The organism is Paraplanobispora takensis, assembly GCF_016863195.1.
GTDB classification, from domain to species: domain Bacteria; phylum Actinomycetota; class Actinomycetes; order Streptosporangiales; family Streptosporangiaceae; genus Planobispora; species Planobispora takensis.
The window spans coordinates 21,049-39,949 of sequence record NZ_BOOK01000037.1; the positions used below are offsets into that span (position 1 = coordinate 21,049).

General features: G+C 70.4%; 22 protein-coding genes. 15 read left to right on the plus strand and 7 right to left on the minus strand.

Translation table 11 applies throughout. The annotated features are described in order from the left end of the window. The first annotated feature begins 110 nt into the window (after positions 1–110). The 11 genes from map (at position 111) to truA (ending at position 7,181) form a co-directional block, all read left to right on the plus strand. Positions 111–938, plus strand: coding sequence for a type I methionyl aminopeptidase (gene map / locus Pta02_RS25420; RefSeq protein ID WP_203877440.1), 828 nt, complete (start codon positions 111–113; stop codon positions 936–938). A 32-nt stretch (positions 939–970) separates the two neighbouring features. Further along, a complete protein-coding gene (locus Pta02_RS25425) occupies positions 971–1,408 on the plus strand; it encodes a DUF1707 SHOCT-like domain-containing protein (RefSeq protein WP_203877441.1) in 438 nt (145 codons plus the stop codon). A 110-nt stretch (positions 1,409–1,518) separates the two neighbouring features. Next, positions 1,519–1,989 (plus strand): hypothetical protein, encoded by a 471-nt coding sequence (locus Pta02_RS25430; protein WP_203877442.1) that lies wholly within the window; start codon positions 1,519–1,521, stop codon positions 1,987–1,989. 436 nt (positions 1,990–2,425) lie between these two features. Then, positions 2,426–2,647 (plus strand): translation initiation factor IF-1, encoded by a 222-nt coding sequence (infA, locus tag Pta02_RS25435; RefSeq protein ID WP_012887858.1) that lies wholly within the window; start codon positions 2,426–2,428, stop codon positions 2,645–2,647. Positions 2,648–2,672: 25 nt separating this feature from the next. Beyond that, positions 2,673–2,786 carry a 50S ribosomal protein L36 gene (rpmJ, locus tag Pta02_RS25440; RefSeq protein ID WP_003956441.1) on the plus strand — a complete coding sequence of 38 codons (114 nt, stop codon included), beginning with the start codon at positions 2,673–2,675 and terminating at the stop codon, positions 2,784–2,786. Positions 2,787–2,997: 211 nt separating this feature from the next. Continuing rightward, positions 2,998–3,378, plus strand: coding sequence for a 30S ribosomal protein S13 (gene rpsM, locus Pta02_RS25445; RefSeq protein WP_184942315.1), 381 nt, complete (start codon positions 2,998–3,000; stop codon positions 3,376–3,378). 48 nt (positions 3,379–3,426) lie between these two features. Beyond that, positions 3,427–3,831, plus strand: a complete 405-nt coding sequence (gene rpsK / locus Pta02_RS25450; protein WP_020542285.1) for a 30S ribosomal protein S11 — start codon at positions 3,427–3,429, stop codon at positions 3,829–3,831. Positions 3,832–3,851: 20 nt separating this feature from the next. Then, positions 3,852–4,478: a 30S ribosomal protein S4 gene (gene rpsD, locus Pta02_RS25455; protein ID WP_203877443.1), complete on the plus strand. Its 627-nt coding sequence runs from the start codon at positions 3,852–3,854 to the stop codon at positions 4,476–4,478. Between the two features lie 99 nt (positions 4,479–4,577). Next, positions 4,578–5,594: a DNA-directed RNA polymerase subunit alpha gene (locus Pta02_RS25460; RefSeq protein ID WP_203877444.1), complete on the plus strand. Its 1,017-nt coding sequence runs from the start codon at positions 4,578–4,580 to the stop codon at positions 5,592–5,594. Positions 5,595–5,681: 87 nt separating this feature from the next. Then, positions 5,682–6,206: a 50S ribosomal protein L17 gene (rplQ, locus tag Pta02_RS25465; protein WP_203877445.1), complete on the plus strand. Its 525-nt coding sequence runs from the start codon at positions 5,682–5,684 to the stop codon at positions 6,204–6,206. Positions 6,207–6,284: 78 nt separating this feature from the next. Then, entirely contained in the window at positions 6,285–7,181 is an 897-nt protein-coding gene (gene truA, locus Pta02_RS25470) for a tRNA pseudouridine(38-40) synthase TruA (RefSeq protein ID WP_203877566.1), read from the plus strand. Positions 7,182–7,251: 70 nt separating this feature from the next. Here truA and Pta02_RS25475 read toward each other — a convergent pair whose 3' ends face one another. From Pta02_RS25475 to Pta02_RS25485, 3 genes are all read right to left on the minus strand, one after another. Next, positions 7,252–9,363: a hypothetical protein gene (locus Pta02_RS25475; protein ID WP_203877446.1), complete on the minus strand. Its 2,112-nt coding sequence runs from the start codon at positions 9,361–9,363 to the stop codon at positions 7,252–7,254. 653 nt (positions 9,364–10,016) lie between these two features. Then, positions 10,017–11,156, minus strand: coding sequence for a hypothetical protein (locus Pta02_RS25480; protein ID WP_203877447.1), 1,140 nt, complete (start codon positions 11,154–11,156; stop codon positions 10,017–10,019). A 35-nt stretch (positions 11,157–11,191) separates the two neighbouring features. Further along, a complete protein-coding gene (locus Pta02_RS25485; protein WP_203877448.1) occupies positions 11,192–11,890 on the minus strand; it encodes a CAP domain-containing protein in 699 nt (232 codons plus the stop codon). Positions 11,891–12,303: 413 nt separating this feature from the next. Between Pta02_RS25485 and rplM the strand changes: the two genes are divergently transcribed. The 4 genes from rplM (at position 12,304) to Pta02_RS25505 (ending at position 15,385) form a co-directional block, all read left to right on the plus strand. After that, a complete protein-coding gene (gene rplM / locus Pta02_RS25490; RefSeq protein WP_203877449.1) occupies positions 12,304–12,747 on the plus strand; it encodes a 50S ribosomal protein L13 in 444 nt (147 codons plus the stop codon). Positions 12,748–12,817: 70 nt separating this feature from the next. Further along, complete coding sequence (gene rpsI, locus Pta02_RS25495) at positions 12,818–13,339, plus strand: 30S ribosomal protein S9 (RefSeq protein ID WP_203877450.1); 522 nt, start codon at positions 12,818–12,820, stop codon at positions 13,337–13,339. A gap of 1 nt (position 13,340) precedes the next feature. Continuing rightward, the gene (gene glmM, locus Pta02_RS25500) at positions 13,341–14,705 is read left to right on the plus strand and encodes a phosphoglucosamine mutase (protein ID WP_203877451.1); all 1,365 of its coding nucleotides are present in this window, start codon (positions 13,341–13,343) and stop codon (positions 14,703–14,705) included. Between the two features lie 161 nt (positions 14,706–14,866). Next, positions 14,867–15,385, plus strand: a complete 519-nt coding sequence (locus Pta02_RS25505; RefSeq protein WP_203877452.1) for a hypothetical protein — start codon at positions 14,867–14,869, stop codon at positions 15,383–15,385. A gap of 23 nt (positions 15,386–15,408) precedes the next feature. Here Pta02_RS25505 and Pta02_RS25510 read toward each other — a convergent pair whose 3' ends face one another. From Pta02_RS25510 to Pta02_RS25525, 4 genes are read right to left on the minus strand one after another with little or no spacing between them, the layout of a single operon-like run. Then, the gene (locus Pta02_RS25510; protein ID WP_203877453.1) at positions 15,409–16,125 is read right to left on the minus strand and encodes an ABC transporter permease; all 717 of its coding nucleotides are present in this window, start codon (positions 16,123–16,125) and stop codon (positions 15,409–15,411) included. 2 nt (positions 16,126–16,127) lie between these two features. Next, a complete protein-coding gene (locus Pta02_RS25515) occupies positions 16,128–17,042 on the minus strand; it encodes an ABC transporter ATP-binding protein (protein ID WP_203877454.1) in 915 nt (304 codons plus the stop codon). Beyond that, the gene (locus Pta02_RS25520; RefSeq protein ID WP_239131217.1) at positions 17,039–17,989 is read right to left on the minus strand and encodes an ABC transporter permease; all 951 of its coding nucleotides are present in this window, start codon (positions 17,987–17,989) and stop codon (positions 17,039–17,041) included. The genes Pta02_RS25515 and Pta02_RS25520 overlap by 4 nt, the downstream gene beginning before the upstream one ends. Further along, positions 17,982–18,887 carry an ABC transporter ATP-binding protein gene (locus tag Pta02_RS25525; RefSeq protein WP_203877455.1) on the minus strand — a complete coding sequence of 302 codons (906 nt, stop codon included), beginning with the start codon at positions 18,885–18,887 and terminating at the stop codon, positions 17,982–17,984. Before Pta02_RS25525 ends, Pta02_RS25520 begins: the two co-directional genes overlap by 8 nt. Positions 18,888–18,901 lie beyond the last annotated feature (14 nt).

Genomic DNA, 18,901 nt, shown 5'->3' on the forward strand with positions numbered 1-18,901 from the left:
CTCACGGACCTTTCCGTGGGTGGCGTGTTGTGTTCGGGAGCAGCTCCTAGGGCACAATCGGGGGAATTGAGCTCCCGAATTGCCTGTTTAATCACCCCGGGGGTGAACACGTGTTCAAGAAGAACAAGCACGGAATCCAGGTCAAGACGCCTGAGCAGCTGGAGAAGATGCGGGCCGCGGGCCTGGTCGTCGGCCGGACGCTGCAACTGCTGCGCGAGAGCGTGCAGCCCGGTATGACGCCCCTGGACCTCGACGCCATCGCGGAGAAGGCGATCCGGGACGAGGGGGCCATCCCCTCGTTCAAGGGCTACCAGGGATTCCCCGCGACGATCTGCGCGTCGGTCAACGACGAGGTCGTCCACGGCATCCCCGGTGACAGCCGCAGGCTGCGCGAGGGTGACATCATCTCGATCGACTGCGGCGCGATCCTGGACGGCTGGCACGGCGACTCGGCGATCACGGTCCCGGTCGGCGAGGTCGACCCCGCGCTCACCGAGCTGATGCGGGTCACCGAGGAGGCCATGTGGCGCGGGATCGCCGCGCTCACGCCGGGCCGCCACCTGTCCGACATCGGGCACGAGGTGGAGAAGTACGCGCGCTCCCAGGGCCGCTACGGCATCCCGAAGGAGTACGGCGGGCACGGCATCGGCACCGAGATGCACATGGACCCCTGGGTCGCCAACCACGGCAGGCCCGGCCGGGGGCCGAAGCTCGAGGAGGGCATGTGCCTGGCGATCGAGCCGATGCTCAATCTGGGCACCGACCGCACCAAGGTGCTGGCCGACGACTGGACGGTCGTGACGATCGACGGCAAGGCCTCCGCGCATTTCGAGCACAGCGTCGCCGTGACACATAATGGACCTTGGGTACTGACCGCGCTTGACGGGGGGAAAGAGCGGCTTGCCGACCTGCTGGGAGACGACGCGGGCCGTGTGTGAGCGGCCCCTGCGGTGAGCGGATGTGAGTGACGATGGCGACTGGTCCACAGATGAGGGCGTCGGACGACGACAGGGACAGGGTCGCCTCGGTGTTGCGTGAGCACTACGCGCAGGGACGCCTCACCGTCGAGGAGTTCGACGAGCGGCTGGAGCAGCTCTACGCCAGCAAGACCTACGGCGAGCTGGCGACGCTCACCTCCGACCTGCCCGATGTGGACCTGCGCAAGCTGCCGGCGGCCGCCCCCCAGCGGTCCGCCAAGCCCGCGGAGAGCCGGGGCAACCAGCTGGCCGCCATGTGGGCGCCCTGGGCCATCGCCAGCGGGGTCAACTGGGTGATCTGGCTGATCATCGGCCTGACGAACGGCATGGACTTCCCCTATCCCTGGCCCGTGTGGGTGATGGGTCCCTGGGGGGCGATCCTGCTGGTCGGCAGCGTTCTGATCGCCCTTCGCAAGGATGGGAAGCCGTAATAGTGCACCCTCGTCACTGAGTGTGCATTCCTCCGCAGAACGGCGGATCGAATCTTCCTAACGTAAGCGGTGTCCGAACAGCAGGACCCCTTCACAGGAGGAAGAAACAAATGAGCAAGCTCCGTACCGTTCTCGCCGGAACCGCTCTGGCCGGCTCGCTGGCCGCCGGTCTGGCCGCGGCCCCCGCGGCCATGGCCTCGACCGCGGACACCGCGACCGCCGCCCAGCAGGCCCAGGCGCCCAAGAAGCACTTCTTCGGTCCGTACTACTCCAAGTTCGGCGGCGGCGAGAGCTTCGGCAAGCGGTCCTACTTCAAGGGCTACTGGTACAAGGACAGCGGCCGCTACTGGTTCTTCGGCGACCTGTTCGACCGTGACCGTGACCGCGAGTACAGCTACGTGTGGTTCCGCTGGCACGACAAGTTCGGCACCCACACCAAGTACTACAAGACCTTCGGTCACCGCCACTTCGACAAGTTCGGCGGCTTCAAGAAGAGCAACGGCTTCGACGACTTCAAGATCCGCGTCTGCGAGGGCGACAACCGCTTCGACGACTGCGGCAACTGGGGCGACGCCTTCTGAGAGCGGCGGCCGCTGAGGCGGCACGCTGACCCAGGGGGGTAGCCGACTTCGAGGGGCCCGCCGGTGATCCGATCACCGGCGGGCCCCTTCGTGTGCGCGGTGCGAATGCCGTACACGGCGCGAATGCCGTACACGGCGCGGACGGCGTACACGGCGCGAATGCCGTACACGGCGCGGACGGCGTGCACGGTGCGGGTGCCGTGTGCGGCGCGGACACCACATGCAGTCCGGATAGGGGGTATCCTGATTAGCAGTTGTGTCAAGGCGCCGGCCGTCTGTTTCGCATTTCTTCGCCCGGTGCCGTACACTCCTCTTTCGGTTCACTATGACCATTGCGCATCGGCGGTGTCGCTACCGCCGCTCTCATCGAAGCGCGTGGTCGCGGCTGCTTAGTGTTCCGAAGCCTCAGACGACCGATCAGTGAAACGCGAGGGACATGGCCAAGAAGGACGGCGCCATCGAGATCGAGGGCACTGTGGTTGAGTCGCTCCCGAACGCCATGTTCAGGGTGCAGCTCGACAACGGCCATAAGGTCCTGGCCCACATCAGCGGGCGGATGCGCATGCACTACATCCGAATCCTTCCCGACGACCGGGTTGTCGTCGAACTGAGCCCCTACGACCTCAGTCGTGGGCGGATCGTCTACCGGTACAAGTAAGCGTCTGAGGGACGAATAAAGGACTATGAAGGTCAAGCCGAGCGTCAAGAAGATCTGCGACAAGTGCAAGGTGATCCGCCGGCACGGTCGCGTCATGGTGATCTGCGACAACCTGCGCCACAAGCAGCGCCAGGGCTAGTCACAGACAAAGCAGGCCTTACGAGAGTCCGCTCCACGCAGCGGGCTCGTTCCATGTGGGGCCGACGGTAATCGCGGTTCACACCTGCGCAGGCGGCCCAGGCCGTACCACGCAGGCGACCCCCGGTCGGAGGCCGGGGCCCTCACCCCGGGCATTGGGGAGGGGTAGTGCATCGCAAGACCTCCGCCACAACGAAGGAGAATGCCCGACCATGGCTCGCCTGGTTGGCGTCGACCTCCCCCGCGACAAGCGGCTGGAGATCGCTCTCACCTACATTTTCGGAATCGGCCGCACTCGCGCGCTCGAGACCCTGAAGGCCACCGGCATCAGCGGCGACCTGCGGGTCCACCAGCTCACGGACGAAGAGCTCGTGCCGCTGCGTGACTACATCGAGGCCAACTTCAAGATCGAGGGTGACCTCCGCCGCGAGGTCCAGGCCGACATCCGTCGCAAGATCGAGATTCAGTGCTACCAGGGCATCCGGCACCGCCGCGGCCTCCCCGTGCACGGTCAGCGCACGCAGACCAACGCGCGCACCCGCAAGGGCAAGAAGAAGACCGTGGCCGGCAAGAAGAAGCCCGGCAAGAAGTAGTAGTCCGCGCAGCCGCAGGACCGAAGACCTCAGGAGTGAAGGCAAAGAATGCCTCCTAAGAGCCGCCAGGGCGCCCCGAAGAAGGTGCGCCGCAAGGAAAAGAAGAACGTCGCTCACGGGCACGCCCACATCAAGAGCACGTTCAACAACACGATCGTTTCGATCACCGACCCGAACGGGAACGTGATCTCCTGGGCCAGCGCCGGCCACGTCGGGTTCAAGGGCTCCCGTAAGTCCACCCCGTTCGCCGCGCAGATGGCCGCCGAGAACGCCGCCCGCCGCGCCATGGAGCACGGCATGCGCAAGGTCGACGTCTTCGTCAAGGGCCCCGGCTCCGGCCGTGAGACCGCGATCCGCTCGCTGCAGGCGACCGGTCTCGAGGTCGGCTCCATCCAGGACGTCACCCCCGTTCCGCACAACGGTTGCCGTCCGCCCAAGCGCCGTCGCGTCTGACGCCCAGGAGATAGAGAAAAATGGCTCGTTACACGGGTGCGGACTGCAAGCTCTGCCGTCGGGAGAAGGTCAAGCTCTTCCTCAAGGGCAAGAAGTGCGAGTCCGCGAAGTGCCCCATCGAGATCCGTCCTTACCCGCCGGGTGAGCACGGCCGCGGTCGTCCGAAGGAGTCTGAGTACCAGCTCCAGCTTCGTGAGAAGCAGAAGACCCGCCGCATCTACGGCGTCCTCGAGAAGCAGTTCCGCAACTACTACGAGGAAGCCAACCGCAAGGGCGGCAAGACCGGTGAGAACCTCCTCCAGATCCTGGAGAGCCGTCTCGACAACGTGGTCTACCGCGCCGGTTTCGCCGAGTCCCGCGACGCCGCCCGCCAGCAGGTCCGTCACGGCCACATCCTGGTGAACGGCAAGAAGGTCGACATCCCGTCGTACCGCGTCCGCGAGCACGACATCGTCGAGGTCCGCGAGCGCTCGCGCAACCTGCTGCCCTACGAGGTCGCGCGCGCCACCGCCGGCGACAGGACGTTCCCGGCCTGGCTGGGCGTCGCGCCGGAGGCCATGCGCATCCTGGTCCACCAGCTGCCGGTCCGTCAGCAGATCGACACGCAGGTCCAGGAGCAGCTGATCGTCGAGCTCTACTCCAAGTAGCGCTCACGTAGGTGCCGTGCGGTCCGCCGTACGGCACCTATGCTGTTATTACCGAGCGGCGTCAAATAGCGGGCGCCGCACGTCCAGGGGAGAACCCACATGCTGATCGCTCAGCGTCCCACCCTCCTCGAGGAGAACCTCGAGGAGAACCGGTCCAAGTTCATCATCGAACCGCTGGAGCCGGGCTTCGGTTACACCATCGGCAACTCGCTGCGGCGCACGCTGCTGTCGTCCATCCCGGGCGCGGCCGTGACCAGCATCCGCATCGAGGGCGTGCTGCACGAGTTCTCGACCGTCCCGGGGGTCAAGGAGGATGTCACCGACATCATCCTGAACCTCAAGGAGCTGGTCGTCTCCTCCGAGCACGACGAGCCCGTGGTCATGTACCTGCGCAAGCAGGGCCCCGGCGACGTCACCGCCGCCGACATCGCGCCCCCGGCCGGCGTCGAGGTGCACAACCCCGAGCTGCGCATCGCCACGCTGAACGGCAAGGCCAAGCTGGAGATGGAGCTGACCGTCGAGCGCGGTCGCGGCTACGTCTCCGCCGCGCAGAACAAGCAGCCGGGCCAGGAGATCGGCCGCATCCCGATCGACTCGATCTACTCCCCGGTGCTCAAGGTCACCTACAAGGTCGAGGCGACCCGTGTCGAGCAGCGCACCGACTTCGACCGTCTGATCCTGGACGTCGAGACCAAGCCGAGCATGAAGCCCCGCGACGCGGTGGCCTCCGCCGGCAAGACCCTCGTCGAGCTGTTCGGCCTCGCCCGCGAGCTGAACGTCGAGGCCGAGGGCATCGACATCGGCCCGTCGCCGACGGACGCGGCCCTGGCCGCCGACCTGGCGCTGCCGATCGAGGAGCTGAACCTCACCGTCCGCTCCTACAACTGCCTCAAGCGCGAGGGCATCCACACCGTGGGTGAGCTCGTCGCCCGCAGCGAGCAGGACCTGCTGGACATCCGCAACTTCGGTGCGAAGTCCATCGAGGAGGTCAAGCAGAAGCTGCACGAGATGTCGCTGGCCCTGAAGGACTCTCCGCCCGGGTTCGACCCGACCGCGGTGGCCGGTGGCGGTTACGACGACGACGACAGCGCGTACGTCGAGACCGAGCAGTACTGATGTGCCCAACGGGGGCCGCCACGGCCCCCGGCCCGACCCCGGTACCTCATACGGCCGGGGCGGGTTAACTCTCAAGGAGAACACGCAATGCCCAGGCCCACCAAGGGTGCCCGTCTCGGCGGCAGCCCGGCCCACGAGAAGCTGATCCTGGCCAACCTCGCCACCCAGCTCTTCCAGCACGGCCGGATCAAGACCACCGAGGCGAAGGCCAAGCGCCTGCGCCCGCTGGCGGAGAAGCTGATCACCAAGGCGAAGAAGGGCGACATGCACAACCGTCGCCAGGTACTGACGGTCGTTCGCGACAAGAGCGTCGTCCACCACCTCTTCACCGAGATCGCGCCGACCTTCGCCGAGCGTCCCGGCGGCTACACCCGGATCACCAAGGTCGGCCTCCGCAAGGGCGACGCCGCCCCCATGGCGGTCATCGAGCTGGTGTCCGAGCCGCTGAACCAGGTTCGCGTCTCCAACGCTCCGGCCGCCGCCGCGACCGCCCCGGCCGTCGAGGACACGACCGAGGACGTCGCCGAGACCCCGGCCGAGGAGACCGCCCAGGCCGAGGAGTCCACCGAGGCTCCCGCCGAGGAGACCGAGGCCAAGAAGGACAACGCCTGATCCGTCAGGCCGTGCGGACGGGCCCGGCATCCCCTTCCCGGGGTGCCGGGCCCGTTCCCGTTCTCCGGGAGGAACATCGTGGTACGGCTGCGCCTGGACCTCGCCTACGACGGCACCGACTTCTCCGGCTGGGCCAGGCAGCCGGGCAGGCGGACGGTCCAGGGAGAGATCGAGGACGCGCTCGCCAGGATCCTGCGCCTGCCCGCCCCGCCCGCGCTGACCGTGGCCGGGCGGACCGACGCGGGGGTGCACGCCCGCGGCCAGGTGGCCCACGTGGATCTGGAACCCGAGGCGCTCACGGCGGTGGACGGCCGCCGCGGACGCCGGCCGTCCCCGGGGGAGCCGGAAGGGCCGGAGGAAGCGACGCCCGAGGAGCTCATGACTGAGCGGCTCCCCAGCCTCCGCAGGAGGCTGGGGGGCATCCTGGACCCGGACGTCAGGGTTCATCGCGTCACGGTGGCTCCTGAGGGCTTCGACGCTCGCTTCTCGGCGATGTCCCGGCGCTACGCCTACCGGGTCTGCGACGCCCCGGGCGGCGTGGACCCGCTGCGCCGCCGCGAGGTCGTCTGGTACGCCCGCCCGCTCGACCTCGGCAGGCTCAACACCGCCGCGGCCCGCCTGCTGGGCGAGCACGACTTCGCGGCCTTCTGCAAGAAACGCGAGGGCGCCACGACCATCCGCGAGCTGCAACGGCTCGACTGGGCCGAGGAGGACGGCGTCCTGGTCGCCACGGTGGTCGCCGACGCGTTCTGTCACTCGATGGTGCGGGCGCTGGTCGGCTCGCTGCTCGCCGTGGGAGAAGGCCGCCTGCCCGTGGAGTGGCCCGGCCAGGTGCTCGCCAGAGCCGTACGGGACTCCGCGGTACACGTCGCCCCGGCCCACGGCCTCTGCCTGGAAGAGGTCCGCTATCCCGGGCCGGAGGAACTCGCCGATCGGGCCGCCGCCACCCGCCGGGTCCGCACCCTCGGCGGCTGAGCCGTACCCGGTGGGCGGGGTGCGTCCGGGGTGGAGGCACCCCGCCGGGCGGGACGGCGGGTGATCGGCGTCAGTCCGTGACGCGGCGTTCGACGGCCTTGGCGGTCTGGTCGCGGAAGGCGCCGCTGACCTTGCCCAGGCCCTTCTCCTTCGAGGTCGGGGTGTGCCCGTCGGCGAAGGTCGCGTAGCTGAACACGATGTAGCGGCCCCACACCAGCCCCGCCGCGTAACCGCCCGCGATGTGCACGCGCTCCGCCCCGGTGCCGGTGTCGCCGGGCAGGCCGCGGAACCACAGGTTGTCCTCGAGGTTCTTCGCCTGGTCGACCTTCACGGCCGACTCGCGGGTGGGCAGGACCGCGACGCCGGTGGTCACGGCGTACTTCTTCTTGCCGTCCACGTAGGTCGCCCGCAGCACGCGACGGCAGTCACCGGCGCGCAGCGCCGTGGCGAACGCGCCCGCCGCGGCCTTGTCGCAGTCCTGGGTCATGTGGGTCTCGACCAGGGTGAACGCGGTCTTGCCGATGGTGACCCTCTTCTTGAAGGCGTCGCTCACACTCATCCTGCCGGGATCGGTCAGCTCCGAGTTGAGCTTGGCCGTGTCGGCGGGGGAGGGGTCGGCGGAGGACGGTTCCGCCTGCTCGTCGAGGGGGCCACTGGGGATCGGCGCGGACGTGGCGGCCGACGAGGTCTTGCCGGAGCCGAACGACTGGTAGGCGAAGAAGGCCCCGGTCCCGATGCCGACCACCGCGACCGCCACCCCCGCCGCCAGCAGCGCGGTCTTCCCCCGGCCCTTGGCCGGTGACGCGGAGGCGGGAGCGGGCGCGCTCGGAACGGCGGCCGAGATCGGCTGGAACGGCCCGCGCTCCATCGTCGGAGAGCCACCGGCCGAGGGGGCCGGGCCGCCCGGAGCGGAAGACGGCATCAGCGGACGGCCGTCCGGAGCGGTGGGAGGAGGCGAGACCGGCAGCCGCCCTCCCGGAGGCGGAGGCACCGCGGGGAGCGTGGCCGTCGGCGTGATCACGGGGATGCCGCCGGGCGGGGTCGGATGGTCCACCGGCATGCCGCCCGGAGGGGTCGGTCGGTCCACCGGCATGCCGGACTGCTCCTCAGCGGGAGCCGGACCACCGTCCTGTACCGGCATCGAGGATCCCGGACCGTCCCCCTGCGCCGGTACCGGTAGCTGAACAGTGGAGCCCTCCCCCTGCGGGGGAATCGGGAGCCGGGCGGTCGGACCTTCTCCCCGCGGCGGGACGGGGAGCTGGACGGTGGGGCCCCCACCCTGCGGCGGGACCGGGATCTGGACCGGCGGGGGCAGGACGTCCCCCGGCGTCGGGGCGGGCAGGACCGGGCCGCCGGCCTGCGGCGGGGACGGCGGGACGTTCGCAGGCGCGGGGATCGGAGCGTCACCTTGCGGCGGGACCTGGGGGATCGGGCCGTTGTCCGGGGGCACGATCGGCGGGACCGGGGCGTGGCCCTGCGGCGGGACCGGCAGGCCGTGCGGAGGCGGGGGAACGGAACCCTCACCCTGCGGCGGGGGCGGCGGGGCCGGGACGGGCCCCTGCGGCGGAACCGGGATGTGGTCCTGCGGCGGGGGCGGCGGGGCCGGGGTGTCGTGCTGGGGCGGTGCCGGGGGCGTCGGGGGCCCGCCTGCCTGTACGGCGTGCGCGGTCCCCGGATCCTGGGCGGGCGCGGTGTTCTGCGGCTCAGGGCCGGTCGGCGTCACCGGACCGGCGGCGGGAAGCGGGAGATCCGAGGCGTACGGCCCGGGCCCCTGCTGATAGCCGTGCTCGTGACCCTGGTCGGGCCCGGGGAAATGGCCGGGGACCGGAGGAGCCGCGGGCGCGGAGGGCTGGTCGTCGGGAGAGAGGGGGACGCGGACGTTGACGGTGTCGACCTCGGAGTCATCACCGGAATGCTGGGCGACGACATGCGGCGGCCAGACGGGAACGTCACCGGGTTCGCCGGGACGGGACGGCTCGTCGTGGTCGGGCCACGAGGGCCCCCCGACCGGCTCGCCCGTGGCGGCGGGCCACGGTGCGGCGCCCGGCACACCCGAGGCGGGAGAGGGCCACACGTGCATGCCCGCGGCCGCGGCGGTGAAGGCCGGAGGCGGCTGCCATGAAGGCTCCTCCGGGGCGGCGGCGCCGGGTCCGGGAAGCTCATCCCCGGCGGGGCCGTCCATCCCCGGCCGGCCCTGCGGTACGGAGGCAGACGGGCCCGGCGAGGGAGCGGAGAACGGCGCAGCGCCGGAGCTCGGCGCCGGCGAAGAGAAGGAGCCGTGGTCCGGCGCGGACGTCCCGGCGCCGGGGTGGGGTGCCGGGGGCGGCGTAGTGCCGGAGCTCGGCGGCGCGGGCGGCATGGGGCCGGGGTGAGGCATGTCGGACGGCCCGGGGCCGGAGCCCGGTGCCTGCGCAGTGCCGGAGGGCGGCATGGGGGTGGGGCACGGAGGCGGGGCGGGCAGGGGGTCGGGGTCGAGCAGGTCGCCGGGGGCGGCAAGCCAGTCGTAGGGGGCTTCGCCGTCGTCGGGGACCGTCCAGGGCGGCTCGGTCGTGGGCTGCGGCTGTGCCGCGGGGACGGAGGGCTGCTCGTCTGCTGTCTGATCGGTCCGTGAGGCGTGCGGCGAAGGCCTGCCGAAACTCGGCGGCGGCGTCGCCGGCATGGTCGAACCGTCGGTTTCGTGCTCGGACTCGGACCCGGATTCCTGGCCACGCATACCCGGAAGCGTAGCGACAGCTGGAGATCGCCACGTAGGTATGGGCTTTCCCGACGCTGTCACCCACGGATTTTCCGGTGAAAAACGGCTGAAAAATCTTCGTTACGGAGCCCCGGGAAGGCTCACGGACGCCTGCCGGTCAGCGCGCGTGACTCCAGCGCGGGCGTGACGGTGGCGTCGGCGACGGCGAAGGCGGCGGCGTTGAGCTTCTTGGCCTCGCTCTCGCTCGGCTTGTGGCCGTCCTTGTACTTGAAGTAGACGAGGATCGCGTAGTGCCCGTGCCGCCATCCGCCGGCGACCGCCTCGCCCTGCACGCCGAGCCACTTGGTGGTCTCGTCCTTGCCGGGGAGCACCTTGAGATAGTTGTCCAGGCTCTTGCCCCTGGTGGCCTTGACGACCTTCGCCGCCGACGACGTGGTGTTCAGGTTGGCGACCCCCAGGGTGCCGACGATCTTTCCGGAGGAGTCCTTGAAGCTGGCGCGCAGCAACTGGGTGCACTTGCCGGAGGTGAGCGCCTTCTGCAGGGTGCTCCCCACCGCGGCGTCCTTGCACTTCTTGTCGCTCCGGCGGACGGTCATCAGGTAGTTCTGGCCGCCGGCCCGGAACTTCCTCTTCTTGAAGATCTCGTTCAGCGTCAGCGCGTGCGGGTCGGTGGTGCGGGACTCGGTGAAGCCGTACTCGCCGCCGGGGTCGGCCGGCGCGGCGGCGTTGGTCGGCGCCGCGGTGGGGGAGCCGGCCGCGGCGGACGGGGAGTCCTCGGAGTTGGCGAGCATCGCCAGGCCGATGCCCCCGGCGACCAGGACGGCGAGCCCGCCGGCGGCGATGATGAGCGGGCGGCGCGAGCGGGGACCCTCGTCGTAGGGGCTCCACATCTCCGTCCGGGGGCGTTCCGGGGGCGTGGGGAGCCCGGAGGCGACCGTGGGCTCCGCGCCCGGCCCGCCCGCGGGCCGGGGGTCCCGGCCGGGCGGCGGGGACTGCGGGGCCCTGCCGTACGGGGGTTCGGTGCCCCGGCCGGACTGTTGCGGGTGGGGAGACCGGTCGTGCCCCGATTGCGGAGATCGGCCGTATCCCGGCTGCGGGGCCTGACCGTAACCCGGCGGTGGAGAGGCCTGGCCGTACCCGGGCGGCGGGGAGGCCTGACCGTGCGCCGAGGGGTCGAACCAGTTCTCGCCCTGCTCGTCGCGGTGCCCGGCGGGCGGCGCGGACGACGCGTCAGGCTGGCCGTACGGCTGGCGGCGAGGGGAGTCCCCAGGAAAACCCATGCGCTGAGAGTAGCTCCGTCCTGAGGGCGTTCCGCTCACGAATATCCGAAATCCTGCGTCCACCAGGGCCCGGCGGGGCCGTCGACGACGCCGACGCCCGTGACCGTCAGCGCGCAGTTCAGGATGTTGCGCCGGTGGCCGCTGCTGGCCATCCAGCTCCGCACGGCGTCGGCGGCCGTGGTCGATCCCCGGCCGATGTTCTCGGCGCCCCCGTCGCGGTAGCCGGCGGCCTCCATCCGGTCCCACGGGGAGGAGCCGTCGGGGGACTCGTGCGACAGCCGGCCGGTGGCCGCCATCTCGGCCGAGTGGGTGCGGGCCGCCTGGACCAGCCGCGCGTCGACCCGGAAGGGCGCGCATCCGGCCCGCTTGCGCGTGACGTTGATGAGCCGGACGGCCTCGCTCTCCAGCGCGCTCAGCGCCGGCGGGCCGGAGTCCTCGCCGCCCTCCCCGCGCAGGATGTAGCGGGACTCCTCGTCGCCGTCGGAGCCGTCGATGCTGTTGCGGGGGCTGACGGAGGGGCGCGGGGTGCGGCGGACCCGCGGCGTCTGGACGATCTCGCTCGGCCGGGCGACCCGTCCCAGCGGGACGCGCTGGTCGACGGACCCGGCGCGGCCGGCCTTGGGCGCCGCGGTGGGCGACGGGCTGCCGGGGACGTCGTTCAGGAAGATCTGGTCGGCCACCTCCTGGCCGCGGCTCCCCCTGCCGAGGACGAATCCGATCAGCAGAACCGCCATCAGGCATGCAAACGCTCCCATACGGCGCAAGCGGGCCCGCTGGGTATGCCTGGGGTAAGGGGAGTGCCACATACCGCTAACAAAGATAGAGATGTTGAGATAGTTGAAGAAGAGAATGTCGGGAACAATCTACGGAACGCAGGACGTGCGCCCGGCGGAGCACTCCCACCTGCCGGTAGACTTGCGCCGGAGGCAGGCGGGAGAGGCGTCTTTTTGACCCTCGTTCTCCTGGGGCTGTATCCTGCTTCGTTGTGTGCGAATCGTTCTGCTGAAGAACGATGCGCGGCGCGTCCGGCGTCATCTCCTTCGACTTGGGAGACGGGAGGTCCGGGCTGTCGTGTGCCCGCACCTACCGACCAAGTCGCTGCCGCTCCCGGCAGCCCCGAAGACGCGAACAAAGAAGGCATACGACCGTGCGCACGTACACACCCAAGCCTGCTGAAGTCGAGCGTCAGTGGTATGTCATCGACGCCACCGACATCGTGCTCGGCCGGCTGGCCAGCCACGTCGCGATCCTGCTTCGCGGTAAGCACAAGCCGATCTTCGCCAACCACGTCGACACCGGTGACTTCGTGATCGTCATCAACGCCGACAAGATCGCGCTGACCGGCAACAAGCTCGAGCAGAAGAAGGCTTACCGCCACTCGGGTTACCCCGGCGGTCTGCGCTCCGTGAGCTACGCCGAGCTGATGGACAAGCGTCCCGACCGCGCAGTCGAGAAGGCCGTGAAGGGCATGCTGCCCAAGAACGCCCTCGGCCGAAAGATGATCAAGAAGCTCAAGGTCTACTCCGGGTCCGAGCACCCGCACCAGGCGCAGCAGCCGGTGTCGTTCGAGATCACCCAGATCGCCCAGTAGTCGCCCGAGCCGCTGTCGCCAGCAGCGTTGGCCGATGGCCGACGCCGAGTAGGAAAGTTAGAGGAGAACCGTGGCTGAGCCCACCGGTGTCGAGACGCCCGTCGAGGGCGAGCTGGACGAATTCAACGCGGAGGAGTTCCCCTCCGAGTACACCAGCGAGTCCGCTGTCGGCGGCGAGGCCGCCGTCCGCAAGCCCATCACCCTGGGCAACTCGTACGGCACCGGCCGCCGCAAGGAGGCCGTCGCCCGCGTGCGCATCGTGCCGGGCACCGGCAAGTGGACGATCAACGGTCGCCCGCTTGACGTCTACTTCCCGAACAAGGTCCACCAGCAGATCGTCAACGAGCCCTTCGTGACGCTCGGCGCCGAGGACCAGTTCGACGTCATCGCCCGCATCGACGGCGGCGGCGTCACCGGCCAGGCCGGTGCCCTGCGCATGGGCCTGTCCCGCGCGCTGGCCGTCCTGGACGTCGAGGTCAACCGCCCGCCGCTGAAGAAGGCCGGCTTCCTGACCCGTGACGCCCGCGCCACCGAGCGCAAGAAGTACGGTCTCAAGAAGGCCCGTAAGGCCCCGCAGTACAGCAAGCGTTAAGTTGGGGCGCCTTTTCGGCACCGACGGGGTACGTGGGGTCGCTGGTCGCGACCTCACGGCCGAGCTCGTCATGGACCTGTCCGTGGCGGCGGCTCATGTCCTCGGCGATGCCGGGGCGTTCCATGCCAGCGGCGGGCGGCCCGGTTCACCGGACCGCCCGATCGCCGTCGTAGGCCGGGATCCCCGCGCTTCAGGAGAATTCCTGGAGGCCGCGGTGGTCGCCGGCCTTGCGTCGTCTGGCGTGGATGTGCTCCGGCTCGGCGTGCTGCCCACCCCGGCGGTCGCATACCTGACCACGGCTCTCGGAGCCGACATGGGCGTGATGATCTCCGCCTCCCACAACCCCGCCCCGGACAACGGGATCAAGTTCTTCCTGAAGGGCGGCTACAAGCTGCCCGACGCGGTGGAGGACGAGATCGAGCAGCGGCTCGGCGAGAAGTGGGACCGCCCGGTCGGATCCGCGGTCGGCCGCGTGCGCGACGCGTACGGCGAGGCCGACCGTTACGTGTCCCACGTGCTGTCCACCGTGACGGGCCGCCTCGACGGCCTGAGCGTGGTCGTCGACTGCGCGCACGGCGCGGCCCACATCGTGGCGCCCGAGGCGCTGCTGCGGGCCGGCGCGAAGGTCGAGACCATCGGCGCGCGCCCGGACGGCCTGAACATCAACGCCGGAGTCGGCTCGACCCACCTGGACAAGCTCCAGCAGGTCGTGGTCTCCCGCGGCGCGGACGTCGGGATCGCCTACGACGGCGACGCCGACCGCTGCCTGGCGGTCGCGCACACCGGTGAGGTGATCGACGGCGACCAGATCATGGCCGTGCTGGCCATGGCCATGCACGCCGAGGGGAAACTGGCCGGTGACACCGTGGTCGCCACGGTGATGTCCAACCTGGGCTTCAAGCTGGCGATGCAGAACGCCGGGATCAACGTGATCGAGACGGCGGTGGGCGACCGCTACGTCCTGGAGGCGATGAAGGCCGGCGGTCACAACCTCGGCGGCGAGCAGTCGGGGCACGTCCTGATGCTCGACCACGCCACCACCGGGGACGGCCTGCTGACCTCGCTCCACCTGCTGTCGGCGGTGGTCCGCGAGGGCCGGCCGCTGGCCGAGCTCGCCTCGGTGATGACCCGGCTCCCGCAGGTCCTGATCAACGTCAAGGGCGTCGACCGGGCGAAGGCCTCGGTGCCGGAGCTGGCGGCGGCCGTCGCCGGGGCCGAGGAGGAACTCGGCGAGACCGGCCGGGTGCTGATCCGGCCGAGCGGCACCGAGCCCATGATCCGGGTGATGGTCGAGGCCGCCTCGGCGGAGCAGGCCGAGCAACTGGCCAACCGTCTGGCGGATGTCGTCCGCGAGGTCTGCCTCTGAACTCGCCCGCCGTACGGCCCCGGCATCCGTCCGCGGGCCGTACGGCCTGGGCATTCGCCCGGGGGAGCGGGCGGAGGGCGTACGGAACAGTGGCCCTCGGGTATCCGGTCGGGATTCTTATCACATTGACGCTTCCGAGAGACATTCGAGATATTTACGAAATGATCTCTTTACGCCCCCTCGCGGGAGCGATCACCGCTTCCGCCCTCGCTTCCGCCCTTCTCGTCGGCCCCGCCGTCGCGCCGGCCGCCGCCTCGACCCAGGAAACCGCAGTCTCCTGGGCCGACGCGGCCGCGCGGCCGGGCAACGGCCGGATCCTCTACGACCGCATCAGCGGTGGACGCGGTGTCCTGAAGATCAAGAACGGCAACAGGACCGACGCCGTCATCACCCTCGTCCGCGGCAGGACCAAGGCGATCAGCATCTACGTCCGGGCCCGGTCGACCGCCAAGATCAATGACGTCCGGGACGGCACCTACCGGATCTACTTCACCAGCGGCTACCGGTTCAGCGTCTCCAAGGGCCGCTTCACCAAGAGCGCGGTCTACCAGCGCTTCGACGACAAGCTGCGGTTCACCACGACCTCGACCAGCGCGACCATCTGGACGCTGACCCTCAACCGCGTCGTCGGCGGCAACGCCCGGACCAGCGGCGTCAACCCCAAGGACTTCCCGGCCTGACTCCGGCCCTCCCTCACCGGCGGCTACTCGTCGCCGGTGAGGGAGAAGCTCCGCAGGCGCAGGCCCGCCCAGGCCACGGCGCCCACGGTGACGACGAGCAGCGCGGTGGCGGCGAAGCCCAGCGCGATCTCGGTGGACAGGAAGAACGAGGAGGACACCTGGTCGGCGACGGTCTGGGCCCACTGCTGGACGGAGAAGCGCCGGGCGCCGGGGACGAGGTTGCCCACCAGCCCCTCCCAGATCACCGCGTAGGCGATGCCGATCGTGACCGCGTGCCGGGTGATCACCCCCAGCAGCATGAACACCGCCGCGTACGCGACGCCGCCGACCAGAGCGGCCAGGGCGAAGCCGGAGGCGACCCCGGATTCGAGGCCGATCAGCAGGTAGGCCGCCAGGAAGGTCGGCACCGTGGCGAAGAGCGCGACGACCGAGGCGGCGACCAGGAACTTGGTCTGCGCGATCACCGGCCGGGAGATCGGCTTGGCCAGCAGGTGGATGACGGTCCCGTCGTCGATCTCGGGGGCGATCACCCCGGTCCCGGCGATCAGGCCCAGCAGCGGCAGCATGATGCCGATGGCGAAGGTCCGCATGAGCTCCACCGTGGCCCGTTCGCCGTCGGCGCCGATCACGCGGAGCAGGACGGCCAGGGCCAGCAGCACCGCCGGCAGCAGGACGAGAAGCCAGATCCGCCGCCGGCCGAGCAGCGCCCGGTAGGAGATCCCGGCGATGACACCGTTCATGATCAGCCGCTCCTGTTGATCAGGTAGGAGAAGACGCTCTCCAGGTCTTCGTCGGCGGGGGAGACCTGCCAGACCCGCACGCCGGCGTCCCTGGCCACGCGGGGCAGCAGCCAGGTGAAGCGCCGGAAGTCCACCGCGCGCACCTCCAGTCCCGCCTCGGTGAGGGAGACCGACCCCGAGGAGGCGTCGGCGATCAGCGCCGAGGCCAGGCGGCGGTCGTCGCTGGAGCGGACCCGGAACAGGTGCGGCCGGTCGGTCATCCGGCGGCGGATCTCGCGGAAGTCGCCGGAGGCGGCGTGCCGGCCGGCGACCAGGACCTCGATCTGCTGGGCGACGCGCTCGACCTCCTCCAGGATGTGCGAGCTGAACAGGATGGTCTTGCCCGCCGTGCCCATCTCGCGGATGAGCTCCATCAGGTGCAGGCGCTGACGCGGGTCCATGCCGTTGAACGGCTCGTCCAGCAGCAGGACCTGCGGGTCGTGCACGAGAGCCGCGGCGACCTTCACCCGCTGGCGCATGCCCTTGGAGTAGGTCTCGATCCTGCGGTCCTTGGCGCTCTCCATCTCGACCATGGCCAGCGCCTTGCGGGCGGCGTCGTCGGGGTTGGGCAGGCGGTGCAGGCGCGCGCTGGACAGCACGAACTGCCAGCCGGTGAGGAAGCCGTAGACGGCCTCGCGCTCGGGGACCAGGCCGATCGAGCGGTAGATCTCGTGGTTCTGCCAGATCCGGGTGCCGTCCAGGGTGACGGTCCCGCCGGAGGGCGCCAGGAAGCCGGCCATCATGTGCAGCAGCGTCGACTTGCCCGCCCCGTTGGGGCCGAGCAGCCCGGTGACGCCGGGGCCGATGGTCATGGTGACGTCGTTGACGGCCACCACGTTGCCGTACCAGCGGGAGACCTGGGCCAGTTCGATGTTCATCGGGAGGCCGCCTTCCGGTAGCGCGCGATCAGGGCGACCATCGAGAGCGCGATCAGCGCGAGCATCAGCACGATGGCGGCGGCGACGCCGACCCCCGTCGGGTAGGCGCCCGGGGCGGCCGGCTCCGTGCCGAAGAGCCCGACCGGGATGGCGGCGTCCACCAGGAAGAACGGGTTGATCAGCCAGGCCCATCCGGCGGCGGCGTAGTCGTTGACCGACTCCATCACCGCGGCCACGACGGTCGAGACGCCCGAGGCCAGGAGATAGAGCGCGATGACCGAGGCCACGCCCAGCCCGCGCCGCGGGGTGAAGGAGGCGATCGCCACCCCCAGCGAGGCCAGCAGCACCGCGTAGCCGACCGCGCCGGCCATGCCCGCCAGGTACTCGGAGGTCTGCGGGGGCCCGGGCATGTCGACGAGGAGCTCGCCGACGTACAGCACGGTCAGCGGGACCGCCAGCAGCGTGAACATCGCCACCGCCATCGCCGCGAGCTTGGCCCCCACGTAGTCCCACAGGCCCACCGGCCGCGACAGGTACAGCGGCAGCACCCGGAAGCGCAGGTCCGGCGCGACGGCGTACGGCGACTGCGAGGCCAGGAAGATCGCCAGCACGGGCTGCATGATGGTGGCGTAGGGGGTGTACTCCATCGCCCGCTGCTGGACCATCGCCATGACCGCGATGGAGACCACGGCCGGGAGCATCATGATCCCGAAGAGCGCGAACGGGATGATCTTCGAGCGGGCCGGGCGGCCGAGGCCGAAGACCCCGCGCAGGGTGTGCACGGCCAGGGCGACGGTCGCGGGGCCGCGGCCGAGCCGGGGCCCGTCGTAGTGGCGGTAGCCGATGTCGTGGATGACGCCCACCGGCCCGGCCGGGCCCCGCGGGCCGGAGCCGTGCGGCACGGGGTTCACCGGGCCGCCGGGAGGGGAGGCGGGGAGGTCAGACATCGGCGGGCTCCTTGAAGACGTCCTCGATGCGCTGGCGGCCCTGCTCGACGCGGATGAGGCACAGGTCCAGGTCGCACACGGCGTCGCGCAGGACGTCGTAGGTCTGCGGGGCGCGCACCCGCAGCAGGAGCGCCCGGCCCTCGGTGGTGACGGTCTCGCCCAGCTCGGTCAGGCGGGCCGCCAGCAGGTCGCGGCCGTCCTCGACCTCGACCGTGACGGTCTGGGTGGCCTGGGTGAACTCGCCGATGGCCGACGAGCGCAGCAGCCGGCCGCCGTCGATCACGATCACGTGGTCGCAGATCCGCTCCAGCTCGCCGAGGAGGTGCGAGGTGACCAGCACGCTGATCCCGAACTCGGCGCCGATCCTGCGGATCAGCGCGAGCATCTCGTCGCGGCCCTGCGGGTCGAGCCCGTTGGTGGGCTCGTCCAGGAAGACGACCCGGGGGTCGTGCACGAGAGCCTGCGCCAGCTTGACCCGCTGTTTCATGCCGGTGGAGTAACCGCCCATCGGGCGGTAGCGCTCCTCGTAGAGCCCGACGTGCCGCAGCACGTCGGCGGCGCGCTCGCGGGCGGCGGTGCGCGGCAGGCCGGACATCCGGGCCATGTGCACCGTGAACTCGGTGGCGGACAGGTCGGGCGGCAGGCAGTCGTGCTCGGGCATGTAGCCGACGACCCGGCGGATCTCGGCGCCCTGGGCCGTCACGTCCATGCCGAGCACCCGCGCGCCTCCGCCGGAGGGCGGCAGCAGTCCCAGCAGGATCTTGATCAGCGTGGACTTGCCCGCGCCGTTGGCGCCGACCAGGCCCGTCACGCCGGGCCCGACGGTGACGGTGAGCCGGTCGAGCGCCGTCACCCGGGGAAAGCTCCTGCTGAGCTCCTCGGTGGCGAGGATAGTCATGATCGGAGACTATC